The organism is Croceicoccus sp. Ery5 (assembly GCF_020985325.1).
In the GTDB taxonomy this organism is placed as follows: domain Bacteria; phylum Pseudomonadota; class Alphaproteobacteria; order Sphingomonadales; family Sphingomonadaceae; genus Croceicoccus.
On the sequence record NZ_CP087587.1, the window covers coordinates 953,293 to 969,147 of the forward strand.

Annotated in this window: 18 protein-coding genes; 8 read left to right on the forward strand and 10 right to left on the reverse strand. The window is 64.9% G+C overall.

Annotation, left to right across the window (positions count from 1 at the left end):
* Nucleotides 1–63: 63 nt before the first annotated feature.
* Genes LOZ74_RS04490 through LOZ74_RS04505 form a run of 4 tightly spaced genes read right to left on the reverse strand, consistent with a single transcriptional unit; the run spans nt 64 to nt 2,518 of the window.
* The gene (locus tag LOZ74_RS04490; protein WP_230293075.1) at nt 64–579 is read right to left on the reverse strand and encodes a hypothetical protein; all 516 of its coding nucleotides are present in this window, start codon (nt 577–579) and stop codon (nt 64–66) included.
* A gap of 57 nt (nt 580–636) precedes the next feature.
* Nucleotides 637–1,398: a M48 family metallopeptidase gene (locus LOZ74_RS04495; RefSeq protein WP_230293076.1), complete on the reverse strand. Its 762-nt coding sequence runs from the start codon at nt 1,396–1,398 to the stop codon at nt 637–639.
* Nucleotides 1,395–1,907: a YcgN family cysteine cluster protein gene (locus tag LOZ74_RS04500; RefSeq protein ID WP_230293077.1), complete on the reverse strand. Its 513-nt coding sequence runs from the start codon at nt 1,905–1,907 to the stop codon at nt 1,395–1,397. The genes LOZ74_RS04495 and LOZ74_RS04500 overlap by 4 nt, the downstream gene beginning before the upstream one ends.
* A complete protein-coding gene (locus LOZ74_RS04505) occupies nt 1,895–2,518 on the reverse strand; it encodes an SCO family protein (protein ID WP_230293078.1) in 624 nt (207 codons plus the stop codon). The genes LOZ74_RS04500 and LOZ74_RS04505 overlap by 13 nt, the downstream gene beginning before the upstream one ends.
* Nucleotides 2,519–2,656: 138 nt before the next feature.
* Here LOZ74_RS04505 and LOZ74_RS04510 point away from each other — a divergent pair, with 138 nt between their 5' ends.
* The 5 genes from LOZ74_RS04510 (at nt 2,657) to ssb (ending at nt 6,896) form a co-directional block, all read left to right on the forward strand.
* A complete protein-coding gene (locus LOZ74_RS04510; RefSeq protein WP_230293079.1) occupies nt 2,657–3,283 on the forward strand; it encodes an ankyrin repeat domain-containing protein in 627 nt (208 codons plus the stop codon).
* Nucleotides 3,283–3,945 carry a COQ9 family protein gene (locus tag LOZ74_RS04515; RefSeq protein WP_230293080.1) on the forward strand — a complete coding sequence of 221 codons (663 nt, stop codon included), beginning with the start codon at nt 3,283–3,285 and terminating at the stop codon, nt 3,943–3,945. The genes LOZ74_RS04510 and LOZ74_RS04515 overlap by 1 nt, the downstream gene beginning before the upstream one ends.
* 89 nt (nt 3,946–4,034) lie before the next feature.
* Complete coding sequence (locus LOZ74_RS04520) at nt 4,035–4,352, forward strand: FeoA family protein (RefSeq protein WP_230293081.1); 318 nt, start codon at nt 4,035–4,037, stop codon at nt 4,350–4,352.
* Nucleotides 4,349–6,199 (forward strand): ferrous iron transporter B, encoded by a 1,851-nt coding sequence (locus LOZ74_RS04525; protein ID WP_230293082.1) that lies wholly within the window; start codon nt 4,349–4,351, stop codon nt 6,197–6,199. Before LOZ74_RS04520 ends, LOZ74_RS04525 begins: the two co-directional genes overlap by 4 nt.
* A gap of 127 nt (nt 6,200–6,326) precedes the next feature.
* Nucleotides 6,327–6,896, forward strand: coding sequence for a single-stranded DNA-binding protein (ssb, locus tag LOZ74_RS04530; protein ID WP_230293083.1), 570 nt, complete (start codon nt 6,327–6,329; stop codon nt 6,894–6,896).
* Nucleotides 6,897–6,964: 68 nt separating this feature from the next.
* Here ssb and LOZ74_RS04535 read toward each other — a convergent pair whose 3' ends face one another.
* Nucleotides 6,965–7,435, reverse strand: a complete 471-nt coding sequence (locus tag LOZ74_RS04535; RefSeq protein WP_230293084.1) for a hypothetical protein — start codon at nt 7,433–7,435, stop codon at nt 6,965–6,967.
* Between the two features lie 66 nt (nt 7,436–7,501).
* Between LOZ74_RS04535 and LOZ74_RS04540 the strand changes: the two genes are divergently transcribed.
* Nucleotides 7,502–8,512: a 2-hydroxyacid dehydrogenase gene (locus tag LOZ74_RS04540; RefSeq protein WP_230293085.1), complete on the forward strand. Its 1,011-nt coding sequence runs from the start codon at nt 7,502–7,504 to the stop codon at nt 8,510–8,512.
* A gap of 12 nt (nt 8,513–8,524) precedes the next feature.
* Here the strand turns inward: LOZ74_RS04540 and LOZ74_RS04545 are convergent, their stop codons facing one another.
* Entirely contained in the window at nt 8,525–9,880 is a 1,356-nt protein-coding gene (locus LOZ74_RS04545) for an MFS transporter (RefSeq protein ID WP_230293086.1), read from the reverse strand.
* Between the two features lie 225 nt (nt 9,881–10,105).
* On the opposite strand from LOZ74_RS04545, the gene LOZ74_RS04550 reads away from it, so the two are divergent.
* Together LOZ74_RS04550 and LOZ74_RS04555 are read left to right on the forward strand one after the other, a co-directional pair.
* Entirely contained in the window at nt 10,106–10,741 is a 636-nt protein-coding gene (locus LOZ74_RS04550; protein WP_230293087.1) for a carboxymuconolactone decarboxylase family protein, read from the forward strand.
* A 105-nt stretch (nt 10,742–10,846) separates the two neighbouring features.
* A complete protein-coding gene (locus tag LOZ74_RS04555; RefSeq protein WP_230293088.1) occupies nt 10,847–11,662 on the forward strand; it encodes an IclR family transcriptional regulator in 816 nt (271 codons plus the stop codon).
* Here LOZ74_RS04555 and LOZ74_RS04560 read toward each other — a convergent pair.
* Genes LOZ74_RS04560 through LOZ74_RS04575 form a run of 4 tightly spaced genes read right to left on the reverse strand, consistent with a single transcriptional unit; the run spans nt 11,659 to nt 15,792 of the window.
* Nucleotides 11,659–12,429 (reverse strand): enoyl-CoA hydratase/isomerase family protein, encoded by a 771-nt coding sequence (locus LOZ74_RS04560; RefSeq protein ID WP_230293089.1) that lies wholly within the window; start codon nt 12,427–12,429, stop codon nt 11,659–11,661. The two genes, LOZ74_RS04555 and LOZ74_RS04560, sit on opposite strands and share 4 nt — an antisense overlap.
* A 1-nt stretch (nt 12,430) precedes the next feature.
* Nucleotides 12,431–13,696 carry an acetyl-CoA hydrolase/transferase family protein gene (locus LOZ74_RS04565; protein WP_230293090.1) on the reverse strand — a complete coding sequence of 422 codons (1,266 nt, stop codon included), beginning with the start codon at nt 13,694–13,696 and terminating at the stop codon, nt 12,431–12,433.
* 2 nt (nt 13,697–13,698) lie between these two features.
* Nucleotides 13,699–14,580 (reverse strand): CoA ester lyase, encoded by an 882-nt coding sequence (locus LOZ74_RS04570; RefSeq protein WP_230293091.1) that lies wholly within the window; start codon nt 14,578–14,580, stop codon nt 13,699–13,701.
* 27 nt (nt 14,581–14,607) lie between these two features.
* Nucleotides 14,608–15,792 (reverse strand): acyl-CoA dehydrogenase family protein, encoded by a 1,185-nt coding sequence (locus tag LOZ74_RS04575; protein ID WP_230293092.1) that lies wholly within the window; start codon nt 15,790–15,792, stop codon nt 14,608–14,610.
* Between the last annotated feature and the right edge of the window lie 63 nt (nt 15,793–15,855).

Below are 15,855 nucleotides of genomic sequence, written 5' to 3' on the forward strand. Positions count from 1 at the left end.
GCCGCCAGCCAGCGGCGGTCCTGCGGGCCGGCCCCATTCGCCCGCGCGTTGTTCGCCTGCGTTTTACTCGCCTGTATCAACGGTGGCCTGCTGTTCCTTCGGGCTTACGATCTGGCCGGTCGCGGGATCGATGGTGCCCCAGCGGGCGACGGCCTTGGCCCGCGCCTCTGCCAGATCGCGTTCGTACTGGCGCCGCTCGGCCTCGCCCTCGGCGCGGGCTTCGGACGTATCCACGCCGGTGGCATTGCCGACCGTCTCATACGCTTCGCGAGCGGCGGCGCGGCGGGCATCCGCCTCGGCAAAGCGTTCGTTCTTTTCCTGCTGGTTGGCGATGTTTTCGGCGATGATCTCGGCATCGGTCCGGTCGCCCTGATAGCTGGTGATATAGGTGATTTCGGGCGGACGGGGCTGGATCATGTGCGATTCGCCGAACATCGTGCCGAAAATCGCAAAGGTCGCCGCGCCCGACAGCAGCAGCACGCGCAGCCGGACGGGGTTTTCCTGTACCCAGACATCGCGGAAATCGCGCACGGCTGCGACCGGATTGAACAGGCGGAAAAAGCGGGAGAGTGAGAACATGGTGGCCCAGATAATAGCGCGGCGCGGCTTTCGCCAGCCTTAGCGGAGATTCGGGCCCTAACCGAAATACCGGTAAAGCGTGCGCCCTTCGCGCTTGAGCCAGCGGTCGGCAGCGGGAAGGCCCGCGCCGAACAGGCGGGCCAGCAAGGCGTGGAATTGTGGCGAATGGTCGAAATGCACCAGATGGGCGACTTCATGCGCGACGACGGACCGGCGCACCGCATCGGGGGCCATCACCAGCCGCCAGTTGATCCGCACCGTCCCGCTGGTCGAACAGCTGCCCCAGCGGCGGGTCGCGCGGCTAAGCCGCAGATCGGGCATGGCAACGCCCGCTGCGCGGCAATATTCGGCCAGATCGGCGCGGCACAGCGCCAGCGCCTCGGCTTCCAGCCAGCGCTGGATGCGGCGGTCCAGATTGTCCTGCGGTCCGCCCAGCCGCAGGGTCCCTTCGCTGGCGACGGGCATCCGCTTGGCCGCCGCATGCCATTCGATCCGCAACTCATCGCCGCGAAACGGCACCGTGTCGCCATGACCGACCGGTTTGCGTTCGGGCGCGGCGGTGCGTTGCGCTGCCAGCCAGCTCAGGCGCGACAGGGCGAAATTCGCCCCTTCGCGCAAGGGCACGCCCAGGGGCACGGTCACGCGCGCCTCGTTCCCGTCGGGCGACAGGCGCAGGGTCATGCGGCGGGCGGTGGCATGGGGGCGCACCAGCAGTGGAAGCGGGCCATCCGCCAGCGGCAGTTCCTCGCGCAATTCGCGCGGAGGGCGGGCGCGGCGCGACAGGAAATTTTCAAGGCCCCGGCGCGCGCGGTCCTTCATTCGGTTTCATCCCCGTCGGGTGCTTCGAACTCTTCAGGTGCTTCGACCAGGGTGAACCCCTCGATCAACGCATGTTCCTCGATCGGGCCTGCCTCGTCCTCGGAAATGACGCGCCCCGCGACCGACACGCCTGCGCGCCTGACGGCATCGCGGTCGCCGCTGATCAGATAATGCCAGTCGGGCAAGGGCCGGTCGCTGGCCCGCAGGCGATAGGCGCAGGTTTCCGGCAGCCATGGCAGCGTGCCCGCCGTCGCGCGCGTCAGTTGCAGGCAGTCGGGCACATGGCGCTTGCGGTTCGGGTAATCCATGCAGCGCGCCGTGGCCGTATCCAGCAGGCGACAGGCGACATTGGTGGGATAGATTTCCCCCGTATCGGCATCTTCCAGCTTGTGAATGCAGCACTGACCGCAGCCGTCGCACAAGGCTTCCCATTCGGCATCGCTGATCAGGTCGAGCGGGCGTTCCCAGAACGGCGTCTCGCCGGCGGTATCCTGCGTCACTGCACCCATTTCGCCAGCTCGTCGGCAAGCTCTTGCGGCCCCTGATGCGTTTCCAGAATGGCGACCGGCTTGCCATCGGGATCGAACAGCAGCGTCATCGCCGTGTGGTCCACGCGGTAATAGCCCGTCTCGTCCGGCTCGCCATAGCTATAGGTCGCGACGAATGCCTTTGCGGCAGCGGCGACCTGTTCGGGCGTGCCGGTCAGCCCGACCATGCGTGGGTGGAACGCGGCGGCGAATTCGCCCACCACCTCGGGCGTATCGCGTTTCGGATCGACCGAGATGAAGATCGGCGTGACCTTGGCAGCGCGCGCCGCGTCCATCTCTTCGAACCGGTTCAATCCGCCGCCGATGGCAGCCGCGTCGACCGGGCAGACATCGGGGCAAAAGGTGAAGCCGAAATAGACGATGCGCCACTGGCCCGCGAAATCCTGCCAGATGACTGTCTTGCCGTCTTTATCCACCAGCGTGAAATCGCCGCCGATGGTTGCGCCCGCCAGCGGCCAGTCGGCTTCCGACGGGGCAGACGGGGCGCTGTTGCAGCCGGTCACGGCCAGCGTGGCCGCCAGCAGCGGAGCGATCAGGGCTTGGCGAAGGGAAAGGGATTTTTTACGCGTCATGGCAGGCGGGTTCATGTCGTGCTAAGGCCCTGCTGGCAAGGACGAAACGACCCTGCGGCGTGCATGAATTGCGCCGGACCGTCCCCATATGCGACGGGGCGGGGTTGGAACGGGTCGATAGGAACGGAAAGAATTCGCGTGTCTGACTTTACATCGCAGCGGGCCAAGCGCCCAGTTATTCGCATTCTGGCGGCGGTTGCCGCGATGGCCTGCGCCCTGTCGGCGCTGCCCGCGCAGGCGCAGTTTTCGGCTGGCTATAAATTTTTGGAAGCGGTGAAAAAGTCCGAAGGCAACGATGTGATCGACATGCTGTCCGATCCGTCCAGCACCATCGTCAACACGCGCGACCTGACCAGCGGCGAAACCGCGCTGCACATTACCGTGTCGCGTCGCGACGCGACATGGACGCGGTTCCTTTTGAACAAGGGCGCCAATCCGAATATCGCCGACAAAAAAGGCGTGATGCCGCTGCAGATCGCGGTGTCGCTCAATTTTCAGGACGGGGTTCAGGCGCTGCTGGACGGGGGTGCCAATCCCAATGCGACCAATGCGACGGGCGAAACGCCGCTGATCACCGCGACCCTGATGCAGAACGTGTCGCTGGCGCGCATCCTGCTGGACAAGGGTGCCGATCCCGACCGCGCCGACCGTTCGGGCCGTTCGGCGCGCGACTATGCCAGACAGGGGGAGCGCAATCCGGTGCTCGACCTGATCGAAAGCGCCGATGCCGATGCGGCGGACCAATACGGGCCGGTGATGCACTGATGGGTATTGCAGCCGACGATCTCACGCTCGACCAGCTGGCCGTCGCGCTGGCCCCCGCAATTGCCGATGCCGCGGTGTTCGATGGCTGGACCCTGCTGGCCGTGCGCGCCGCGGCCGGAATGGAGGGTGTCGATCCCGATGTCGCGCTGCTGGCCTTTCCGGGCGGGGCGATGGATATGATCGCGGCATGGATCGCATCGATCGATGCCGCCTTGGCGCAGGCCCTGCCTGCCACCGCTCTGGAAAATATGGGTGTCGGCCAGCGTATCCGCGCAATGCTGGTGTTCCGGCTGGAGGCTTTGACCCCAAGGCACGAGGCGTTTCGCCGCGCGATGGCGATCATGGCCATGCCGCAGAATGTAAAGCGCAGCGCGAAAACGGGCTGGCGCAGCGCCGATCTGATGTGGCGCATGGCGGGCGACACGGCGGCGGATTTCAACCATTATTCCAAGCGCGCCATCCTGTCCTCGGTCTATGCCAGCACGCTGGCCGTGTTCTCGCAGGACGAGAGCGAGGGTTTTGCCGACACCTACGCCTTTCTCGACAGGCGGCTGAAGGACGTGGCCGGTTTCGGAAAATTCACCGCGCGTTTCAAACGCGACGATGCCGAGCGTTTTTCGCCCATGCGCTTGCTGGGCCGTTTGCGTTACCCCGCCCGCTGAACGCCGCCCGCCGGAAAGCGCACCGGCTGGCAATCAATATTGCGAACGAGTTGCAATTCTCGTCCGACTGTGCGAGCGCCGCAGCCGATATGATTCAGCATGGCGATTCACTGGCCGATTGCGGCCTTGGTACCACCGTTCGCGTCGTCGCGGTGGATTGGGACAGTCTCGATCCGGCAGAGGGGCGCCGTTTGCGCGCATTGGGTCTTGATGCGGGTGCCGTGCTGAAACTGGCGCATCGCGGCATTTTCGTGGGCCGCGATCCGATCGCGCTGGAAATCGGGCGCATGACCATTGCCCTGCGCCGCAGCCATGCGCTGGCGGTCACGGTCGAACCCGCTCCGCAAGAAGCGCCGCATCCCGCCGCCGATCCCGTCGATGGCACACAGGCGGGGGCTTCGGCATGAGCCGTCCGATCCAGACCGTCGCGCTTGTCGGCAACCCTAATTCGGGCAAGAGCGCATTGTTCAATGCGCTGACCGGTGCGCGCCAGAAAATCGCCAATTATCCGGGTGTTACGGTGGAACGCAAGGCAGGCCGCATGGCACTGCCCAATGGCGAACCGGCCGAGCTGATCGACCTTCCCGGTTCCTATTCGCTCGACCCGTCGAGCCCCGATGAAGACGTCACGCGCAAGGTCATCACCGGCGCGCAGGAAGGGCAGCGGCAGCCCGATGCGCTGATCCTCGTGCTCGATGCCAATAATCTGGAACAGCATCTTGTGTTCGCGCAGGAAGTCATCGCTTTGGGCATGCCCGTGGTGGTGGCGCTCAACATGGTCGATCTGGCCAAGCGCGACGGGCTGGTGCTCGATCCCAAGGCGCTGGAAAACGCGCTGGGCGTGCCGGTGGTGGAAACCGTCGCCGTGCGCCGCCGCGGCCTTGGCGAACTGGGCGAGGCTTTGGCCAAAGCTGCCGACGGCCACCGGATCGAGGCGATTATTTCCGACGATCTCGACATGGCCGAACGCCGCATTTCCGCGCGCGCCATGGCCAGGGGCACGATCCTGTCCGAAACGCGCCAGCGCCGCCTGCATCGCGGGCTGGACCGCGTGTTGCTGAACCCGTGGGCGGGGCCGGTGATCCTGCTGGGCCTGCTGTTCGTGATCTTTCAGGCGGTGTTTGCCTGGGCAACCCCGTTTGCCGATGCGCTGGACGGTGCCGTGGTGGCGGTTTCGGACTGGGTGGTGGCCACTTTCCCCGAAAACCTGCTGCGCGACGCGGTGACAGAGGGGCTGCTGGCAGGCGTCGGTTCGGTCGTCGTGTTCCTGCCGCAGATCGTGGTGTTGTTCTTCTTTATCCTGCTGATGGAGGCGACGGGCTATATGGCCCGCGCCGCTTTCCTGATGGACCGGATGATGGCCTTTGTCGGCCTGTCGGGGCGCAGCTTCATTCCGCTGCTGTCCAGCTTTGCCTGCGCCATTCCGGGCATCATGGCGACGCGGTCGATCAGCGATCCGAAAGACCGGCTGACGACGATCCTGATCGCTCCGCTGATGACCTGTTCGGCGCGGCTTCCCGTCTATGCGGTGATCATTGCGGCGTTCATTCCGGCACGCAATGTCGGCTGGGGGATCGGGCTGCAGGGGCTTGTCCTGTTCGCGCTCTATGTCGCGGGAATCGTCGGAGCGATGCTGGTGGCATGGGTGCTGCGCCGTTCGGTGGCGCAGGGCGGGGCTTCGGGCTTCATCATGGAACTGCCGCGATACCAGTGGCCGCGCATCGGCGACCTGTTGCTGGGCCTGTGGCAGCGAGCATGGATATTCCTGCGCCGCGCGGGCACGATCATCTTCTCGGTCACGGTGGTGCTGTGGCTGCTGCTGTCGTTCCCGCAGGCGGGACCGGGCGAGGATCAGGTGGATGTCTCGATCGCGGGGAAGATCGCCAACGGGCTGGCCGTGGTGGTCGAACCCATCGGCTTCAACCGCGATATGGCGCTGGCGCTGATCCCCGCCATGGCCGCGCGCGAGGTGGCGGTGTCCTCGCTCGCCACGACCTATGCGGTGTCGAGCGACGACGAGGACGAGACCGCGCAGGCACTGGGCGACCGGCTGGCGAACGACTGGACCCTGCCGATGGCGCTGTCCTTTCTGGCATGGTTCGTGTTCGCGCCGCAGTGCCTGTCCACCATTGCCGTCGCACGGCGCGAGACGAATGGCTGGAAATGGCCGGCCTTCATGCTCGCCTATCTTTTCGCGCTTGCCTATCTGGCGGCCTTTGCGACCTATTGGATAGCGGTGGGCGCGGGGCTTTAGGGGGCACGCCGGCAAACCGCTGGACCCGAATGTGGGGAAATCGACCCGCGACAGTCTGGCGATGGGGCGCGCGGCTCCCTAGGTCAGTGGGGAATTATTTCCAAAGCGATTCTCCAAGGACGAAACAATGGCGGGTTCACTCAACAAGGTCATGCTGATCGGCAATCTGGGCGCCGATCCGGAGATCAAGAGCTTTCAGAACGGTGGCCGGATCGCCAATCTGCGCATCGCGACCAGCGAAAGCTGGAAGGACCGTCAGACCGGCGAGCGGAAAGAGCGTACCGAGTGGCACAGCGTTGTTATCCAGTCCGACGGTCTGGTCGGCGTGGTCGAACGATTCCTGCGCAAGGGCAGCAAGGTCTATATCGAAGGTCAGCTGCGTACCCGCAAATGGCAGGACCAGTCGGGCAATGATCGTTACACGACCGAGATTTCGGTAGGCGGCATTGGCGGGGTGATGACCATGCTGGACGGCGCGCAGGGCGGCGGCAATCGCGGCGGCGGCGGTGGCGGCGATTGGGGCGGATCGTCGGGCGGCGGCGGTGGCGGCGGGGGCTGGAACCAGGGCGGCGGTTCGTCGGGCGGTTCCGGTGGCGGCTGGAATCAGGGCGGCGGTTCGGGTGGCGGTTCGGGCGGCAGCTCTGGCGGTTCGTCGGGCGGCGGCTATGACGATCTGGACGACGATATTCCGTTCTGATCGCGCCAGCCTTTCGGTTGCAAGTTTCAACGCCCGCCGGTCATCGCGACCGGCGGGCGTTTTCTCGTTTAACCTGCCAATCGTCTCCACATGTCGAAACGCGCTGCATCGCTCGTCGATCGGGACGACGACATTTCATGGCCCACATAGCTGCGATAGGCTTCGTCCATTTCTGCGCGCCCCTTATCCGTAAGTGCGAGGGGGAGGGCCTGATAGGTGAACAACAGTCCGATCTCATCGATTTCGGAATGAATATAGATCCAGTCGCTAGCGGGGCCGAGGACGACGAATGTGGAAGTGGGTTCCCCTGCGATACTCCGCTCATCGACAATGACGGGCTTCACGGTCAGGCTGCTGCACTCGCATTGCAGCACCGCCACGCCGGCAATTGACGCCAGGCGAAGGCAAAACGCCATGCTGTGTTCGGGGCCGACCGGCATTGTCTTGCATCCCGCAGGAACAGTCGTCCCGAAGGGTGCGAACAGGCCGCCGATGTCGAAAATGATGCCGCCGGGTGAGCGGTAATCCAGACTGTCCATCGGGAATTTCCTAGCCCGCGGGCCGTGACATGGTCTAGCCACTTTAGGCAGGGCAGGAGGGTCTCGATGCGCACGACAGTCTTCAGCACGCGGGATTACGACCGCGAATTCCTGTCGGCGGCGAATGAGGCGGCAGGCGCGCCCCATACGCTGGACTTCGTCGAAACGCACCTGTCCGCGCAAAGCGCGCGCATGGCCGAAGGGGCCGAAGCCGCCTGCGCCTTTGTCAACGACGTGCTGGACCGCGAGGTGCTGACGACATTGGCAAGCGCCGACGTGCGGCTGGTCGCGCTGCGCTGCGCAGGGTTCAACAATGTCGATCTGGCTGCCGCGCAGGAATGCGGTATCGCCGTGGCCCGCGTGCCTGCCTATTCCCCCGATGCGATTGCGGAACATACGCTGGCGCTGATCCTGTCGCTCAATCGCAAGATCCATCGCGCCTATGCCCGCGTGCGCGAAGGAAACTTCGCACTGGAAGGTCTTTTGGGGTTCGACCTGAACGGCAAGACCGCTGGCATCGTCGGGACCGGCGAAATCGGAATCAGGGTCGCGGCGATCCTGCGCGGGTTCGGTTGCCGCGTGCTGGCCAGCGATCCGTGCCCCAACGATGCGCTGGCGGCGCTGGGCGGGCGCTATGTCGAGCTGCCCGAATTGCTGGCGCAGTCCGACATCATCTCGCTCCATTGCCCGCTGACCCCGCAGACGCATCATCTGATCGACCATGGCTCGATCGCCGCGATGAAGCGGGGGGTGATGCTGATCAACACCAGTCGCGGGGCGGTGGTGGACGCGAGGGCATTGATCGACGGTTTGAAAAACGGCCGGATCGGCCATGTCGGGCTGGATGTGTACGAGGAGGAGGGCGATCTGTTTTTCGAGGACCTGTCGGGCAAGGTGTTGCAGGACGATGTGTTCGCCCGCCTGCTGACCTTTCCCAATGTGCTGATCACCGGCCATCAGGGGTTTTTCACGCGCGAGGCGTTAGAGTCGATCGCGGCGACCACGATCGCCAATCTTTCGCATTTTCAGGCAGACGGCGTGCCCGCCCATCCGGTGACGGTCGAGCGGCTGGCCTGAACCGCTTCATCCCTATTCGTCTTCGCCGCCGTGGATCTCGCCCGCGAAAAAGGGGATGGCCGCCAGCAGGCATAGCGAGGCTGCGATGAACGCCCCCGGCACCAGCAACAGGGCATAGCGCAGCGCCTCGTCCCCCAGCGCGGGTTGCAGATGGTCGCTGAGGATGCCTGCCGCCAGCGGGCCGAGGCCGCCCAAAACCGCCGTTGCCAGTAACAGCAGCGCCGACACCCGCGCGCGCAGGGCCACGGGCGCCAGCGCATGCAGGGCGCCGATCAGCGGGACCTGGAATATGGTGGCCAGCGCGATATTGGCGGCCAGCCCCGTCATTGCCAGCCACAGGTGATCGGCCATGAACCCCGCGATCGACAGCGGCAGGGCGACGATATTGGTCGCGATCACCAGCCCCGGCCACCAGCGCCGGTCGCGTTGTGATAGACGGTCTGACAGCCAGCCGGTGACGAACAGCCCCGCAATACCAAGGCAGCCCCCCGCGATGCCGAAAATGATGCCGGCCTGTCCCATCGACATCTGGTGGATGCGGATCAGGAATGCGGGCGAAAAGGCCATCGCGGTATAGCCGCCCATGCCCATGAAGGACGCACCCGCGAGGATCAGATACAGGCTGCGCTTGCGCAGCAGCGGGGCGATGCTGGGTGCCGGTGCCTCCGTTTCGGGGCCATTGCTGGCAGGTTGCAGGCGTTTTACCCCGAACATGGGCAGCGAAAGCAGCGCCAGCGCCGCGCCGATCCCGCCCATCAGCAGGAACGTATTGCGCCACCCCAGCCATTCCCCGATGACCCCGCCCACGACAAAGCCCGACATGGTGCCCAGCGGCACGCACGCGGTGTAAAGCGAAAGCGCGCGGGCGCGGCTGCCTGCGGGAATATGGCGGGTGATGAACGCATGGGCGGCAGGCATGCCGCCCGCTTCGCCCAGTGCCACGCCCGAACGGGTCAGCGCCAGTTGCCAGCCATTGGCGACCATGCCGCCGACCATGGTCATCAGGCTCCAGATCGCCAGAGCCCCGCTGATCACCAGATTATACCGCCCGCGGTCCGACATGGTGGCAATCGGGATCGATGCCAGCGCATAGATCGCCAGAAAGCCAAGGCCATTGATCAGCCCGATCATCATGTCGGACAGCACCAGATCGCGCTTGATCGCCTCTGCCAGAATAGAGGGCAATACGCGGTCGAGATAGTTGAGCAGGCCGATCAGCATCAGGAACACGATGCCCAGCCATGGAGCCCTGAGCGCCAGCGGCGGGTACGGGCTGGCGGGACCGGTCGAAGTTCCGGCTTGCGGCCCTGTATCCGCAGTCTCGCGGTCATTCGCCGCATTGCCCATGGTCGCGCTGGCGTCCTGCATCCCGTCTCCTTTCCGACCCGTCGAGCGGGGCGTTGTCTGTCGTCACAATAAGCCAGCTTTGGTTTGTCCGATCAAATGAAACGAGGCAGGTCGGGCAAAATATTTGTCCGGATGTTTATGTGGCGGGCATAGTAGCCATGTGGTGGAGGCTCTCGGGCAGGGCTTGTTGCGCGCATTGATTTCGGCTTAAATGTATGGACATATTCTTGCTAGGGAGACCATTGCATGACAGCGTTTCCAATCCTTTCCCCGGACCTTCTCGATCCGCTGCAGCGCAGCCTGTGGGATGCGATCACCTTGGGGCCGCGCGGCTTCTATGCTGGCGGGGCAGAGGCGACGCGCTTGCCCGATCTTTACAACGCATGGCTGCACTTTCCCGCCCTCGGCCATGCGATGCTGCAACTGGCGGACGCCATCCGCGCAGCCGACCGGCTTGACGGACGGTCGCGCGAATTGATCATCCTGCTGGTATCGGCGCGCATGGGCAGCATGGTGGAGTTCGATTTCCATGCACCGATGGCGCGCGATCAGGGGATCGGCGACGATATGATCGCGGCCTTGCGCGCGAAAGAGCGGCCCGTGTTTGCCGCGCCGCGCGACGGGCTGGTCCACGATGCAGTGGTGGAATTGCTGGAACGGGCCACACTGCCCCCTGCGATGCGCGATGCATTTGTGGGTGTTTTCGGCCATGAAGGGCTGATGCAGCTGATCGCCGCGATGGGCCTCTATGTCGTCGTCTCGCTGACCAGCAATGTGGCCGATGTGCGGCTGGCGGACGATTTCGATGCCGATCCGGCGCGGCTTGCCGATTTCTATGCGGGGCGTGGGGCGGGGCGTGGTGCGGGGCGCGATAAGGGATAGCGCGGCAATTTGCGTTGCGGGACAAGTGCGATATGGCACGGTTGGTTAGAGATATTGTCCCACATGCGCGGCGCCATCGGGCCCGCCCCAGCCAGCGGCCTTTCGATGAGCAGCCAGCCCGACCAGACCAGCCCGCCCGCGCAGACCGGCCACAAGGTGCATTCGCCCCAATCGGTCACCCGGGTAATCCGCATATTGGAAGCGCTGTGCGCCAGCGCCGATCCGGTTAGCCTGGCCGACATCAGCCGCCAGCTGGATGCGCCCAAAAGCAGCGTCGTCTCGCTGCTGCGGGGGCTGGAGGAAGCGGGTTTCGTGCAGGCTGCGGATAATGGCTGGCGGCTGGGTCCGGGCGCATTCGGGCTGGGCAGCGCGCTGGTGGCTGCGCGCGGGCAAGTGCAATCGTCAGAGCTGATTCACAAGGGCATGGCCGATCTGGCCCGCGCCAGCAGCGAGACGGTGATCTTCGCCGTGCTGAACGAGGATGGCGCCAGCATCACCTATGTCGATGTGATCGAAAGCCGCGAAACGGTGCGTTTCACCATTGCGGTCGGCAACCGGCGCGATCTTTACTGCACGGCAGGGGGCAGGGTCTTGCTGGCGGGCATGAAAGACGAAGCGGTCGATGCCTATCTCGCGGCGCTGACGCCGCAGGCGCATACGGGCGCGACCGTTACCGATATTGCGGCGATCCGCGCTGCCATTGCCGGGGCGCGAAAGACGGGCGTGGCGCAAACGACGGATCAGGCCGCCAATGGCGCGACGGGCACGGCGGCGGCGATCCGCAATGCGGCTGGGCACATGCTGGGCGCGCTGGTGCTGGCTGCGCCGACCGCGCGGGCGCAGGACCGGCTGGCTTTGCTGCGCGATCAGGTGGCCACAGCTGCGTCGGCCATATCGCGCAGCCTCGGCTATCGCGGTTAGTCGTAGGACGACCAGTCGGGCTTGCGCTTTTCGGCGAAGGCGCGTGGGCCTTCCTGTGCGTCTTCGCAGCGATAGGCCCATTCGGACGCATGGCGTGCCGCTTCCAGCGCGGCAGAACGCCCCATTTGTGTCGCCAGCATCACCGTTTCGCGCCCCGCGCGCACCGATTGCGGCGCACCTTCCAGCACGTCGCGCGCCAGTTCCAGCGCGACCTCCAGCGTCTGGCCCGGTTCGGCCAGTCGGTTGACGAGGCCGATCTCGTACGCGCGCTGGGCAGTGATCGGCTTGCCGGTCAGGATGATCTCCATCATGATCCGCTGCGGGATCATATGGATCAGCGGCGCGGCCCATGGCGAGCTGCGGCCCACTTTCACCTCGGTAATCGCGAAACGGGCCGCCGTGCTGGCAACGCACAGGTCACAGGCCTGCGCAATCATCCAGCCGCCCGCGAATGCCACGCCATTGACGGCGGCGATGGTCGGCTTGCTCAGTTCGATATTGTCATAGGGCACCGGGAACATGTCGCGCGGTGGCACCCGAAGCTGCTTTTCGACCATTTCCTTCAGATCGCCGCCCGCGCAGAATGCCTTGTCCCCCGCGCCGGTCAGGATCGCGATGCGATAGGCCGGACCGGCCTCGAACGCGCGCCATGCGTCGAACAGGCCGGCGCGAACCTCGGCCGACAGGGCATTGCGCTGCTCGGGCCGGTTGATGGTGATGACGGCGATGCCCGCTTCGGGGCTGGTCAGGGTAACGGCATCTGACATCTTAGAAACCTCTCTGGCGAATGGCATGGGCCTCGCGGTCCAGCTCCTCGCGGAAATCGGGGTGGGCAATAGAGACTAGGCGCTGTGCCCGTTCGGCCAGCGATATGCCCTTCAGCTCCGCCGCGCCATATTCGGTGACGATCACATCCACCTCGGTCCGTCCCGTGGTGACGGGGCCCGACAGCGCGGTCGTAATGCGGCTGACGCTGCCCCCGCGCGCGGTCGCGGGCATGGCGATCAGAGAGCGGCCACCGGGCGATCGGGCGCCTGCGCGGACGAAGTCGACCTGCCCGCCGGTGCCGCCCAGATAGGCCGATCCGCTTTGTTCGGCATTGACCTGTCCCGTCAGATCGACCTCCACCGCCGAATTAATCGATACCAGACCTTCGACCTGCGCCAGAATGCCGTCGGAATGGGTATAGGTCGCCGCACACATGCGCATGGCGGGATTTCGGTCGGCCCAGCGATACAGGCGATTGGTGCCGATCAGCGCGCCATTGATCGACACGCCCCGGTCGATGGTCTTGCGCGCATTGGTCACGACGCCAGCCTCGATCAGGTCGACAAGCCCGTCGCCCAGCATGCCCGAATGCACGCCCAGATCGCGCCGGTCGGTCAATTGCCGCAGGATCGCATCGGGGATCGCGCCCACGCCCGTCTGGATGACGCAGCCGTCATGGATATAGGCGGCGGCATGGCCCGCGATCAGCCGGTCGGTTTCGGAAATCGGCGCGGGCGGCACTTCGACCGGCAGACGCGATACGGGGACCGCCACATCGACCATGGCGGCGGGAATGCTCTCTCCCATGGTGAACGGGGTCTGTTCGTTGATTTCGGCAATGACGACGCGGGCCTTGTCGGCAGCGGCGCGGGCATGGTCGGAAATCAGCCCGCAGCTGTGGTTGCCGTTCGCGTCGGCGGGACTGAGTTGCAGCATCGCGATGTCGCAGCCGATCACCCCCGCTTCGATCAGCGGGCCGACTTGCCCGACGTGGACGGGAATGACGGTCAGCCGGTTTGCCTTGGCCATCGACCGCAGCGCGCCGATCGCGCCCATGCTCGACAGGGTCAGCCCTTCGCAGCGGTCGGGCTGGAACAGGCCCGAAAAGCTGGTCGAAATAAACGCGGTGACCCCGCCGATGCGGGCCGCCTGATCCAGCAGTGCCTCGACCAGGGTGGTCGGCTCTCCGCAGGCCTGCCCCAGCACGATATGGTCGCCGGGCCGGATATATTGCGCCAGATCGAGGCTGGCGGGATCGACGATCATTGTCACAGCCTGCCCGCCAGTCGCAGCACGGTTTCGGCGCGGGCCAGATAGGGCCGGTCGAGCATCCCGCCCTTGTACCCGATCGCGCCGACGCCCGGATTGGCGGCGAAGATGTCGACGATTTCCTGCGCGGCGGCGATCTCGTCCTCGCTTGGCGTGAAGGCTTCGTTGATTACCTCGACCTGCGCGGGATGGATCGCCAGCATGCCGCGATAGCCGTCGGCGCGCACTTTTTCGGCGCGGGCGCGAAGCCCGTCGATGTCGCGGAAATCGCCGTGTATCGTCTCGATCGGAAGCACATTGGCGGTCGCCGCGCCGATCAGGCACAGGCTGCGGGCCAGCTTGTAGGTAAAATCGTAATCGCCGCTGGCGTCGCGGTTGTTGCTGGCGCCCAGCGCATCGGCCAGATCTTCCGCGCCCCACGTCATGCCGATCAGCCGCGGTGCGCCCGCGTAATCGCCAGTCGTGAACATGGCTTCGGCAGCCTCGGTCACAAGGGCGATCACCTTGGTCGATCCCTGTTCGATGCCGTTCGCCGCTTCCAGAGCGGTCAGGTAATGATCGAGCAGTTCCACATCGTGTCGGCCGCGCGATTTGGGCAGCATGATGCCGCCGGGCTTGCCGGGCATCACGGCGGCCAGATCGTCGACCGCGAAGGGCCCGTCGACCGGATTGATCCGCACCCACAGCCGTTCGTGGCCGGTTTCCTGCGATTGCAGGAATTCGCGCACCATGGTTCGCGCGGCGGGTTTCCGGTCCACCGTTACCGCGTCTTCCAGATCGAACAGCGCGACATCGGCGGCGCTATCGGCGCATTTCGCCATCTTGCGCTCGCTGTCGCCCGGGGCGAACAGCCATGAACGCGTGTTGATCGTCTCGGTCATCGCTCTCTCTTTCAGCTCGTCTGCGGCTCAGTACGAGCGGGGCAGGTCCAGCACTTTTTCGGACAGGAAGTTCAGGATCATGTGCGGGCTTACCGGCGCGGTGCGCGGGATCAAGACCTCTCGCAAATAGCGTTCCACATGATATTCCTGCGCATATCCCATGCCGCCCAGTGTCAGCATGGCGGTATGGCATGCCTCGAATGCGAATTCGCCTGCCAGATATTTGGCGGCATTGGCCTCGGTCCCGCAATCCTTGCGCGCGTCGAACAGGGTCGCGGCCTTCATGACCATCAGGTTCGCCGCTTCCAGCTGGGCCCAGCATTTGGCCAGCGGATGCTGGATTGCCTGATTCTGGCCGATGGGGCGGTCGAACACGATCCGTTCGCGCGCATAATCGCTGGCCCGCCGGATCGCGGCGCGTCCCAGCCCGACGGCCTCTGCCGCCAGCAGGACCCGTTCGGGGTTCAGGCCATGGAGGATGATCCGGAAACCGTCGCCTTCCTTGCCGATCAGATCCTCGTCGGGAATGAACAGATCCTCGATAAACAGCATATTCGAATCGATCGCGTGGCGGCCCATCTTGTGGATCAGCCTGACATCGATCTTCGACCGGTCGAGATCAGTATAGAACAGCGACAGCCCGCCCGTCTTGCTGGTCACATCCTCAAGCGGGGTGGTGCGGGCCAGCAGCAAGATCTTGTTCGCCACCTGCGCGGTGGAGATCCAGATCTTCTCTCCCGATACGCGATAGCCGCCATCGACCTTGGTCGCGCGCGTGGTGATGCGCGTGGTGTTAAGCCCCGCATTGGGTTCGGTTACGCCAAAGCAGGCCTTGTCCTCGCCCGAAACGATGCGCGGGATATGGCGGTCGCACTGTTCCCTTGTGCCGAACAGGATCATCGGTTGCAGGCCGAAGATATTGATGTGGATCGACGATGCCCCCGTCATCCCTGCGCCCGATTCCGCGATGGCCTGCATCATGATCGCCGCTTCGGTAATGCCCAGACCCGCGCCGCCATATTCTTCGGGCATGGCGATGCCCAGCCAGCCCTCGTCCGCCATGGCGCGATAGAAATCTTCGGGAAAAATGCCGTCGCGGTCGCGGCTGAGCCAGTAATCGTCGTCGAACGCGGCGCAGCGCTTCAGGATCGCGTCGCGGATTTCCTGTTGTTCGGCAGAGAAGGTGAAATCCATATCCGGCCCTCGTCCCATGTCAGATCCGTCCGATGTCAAATCGGTTTCCCGTCGCGTAGCACTATGCGTATATTCGTTCAA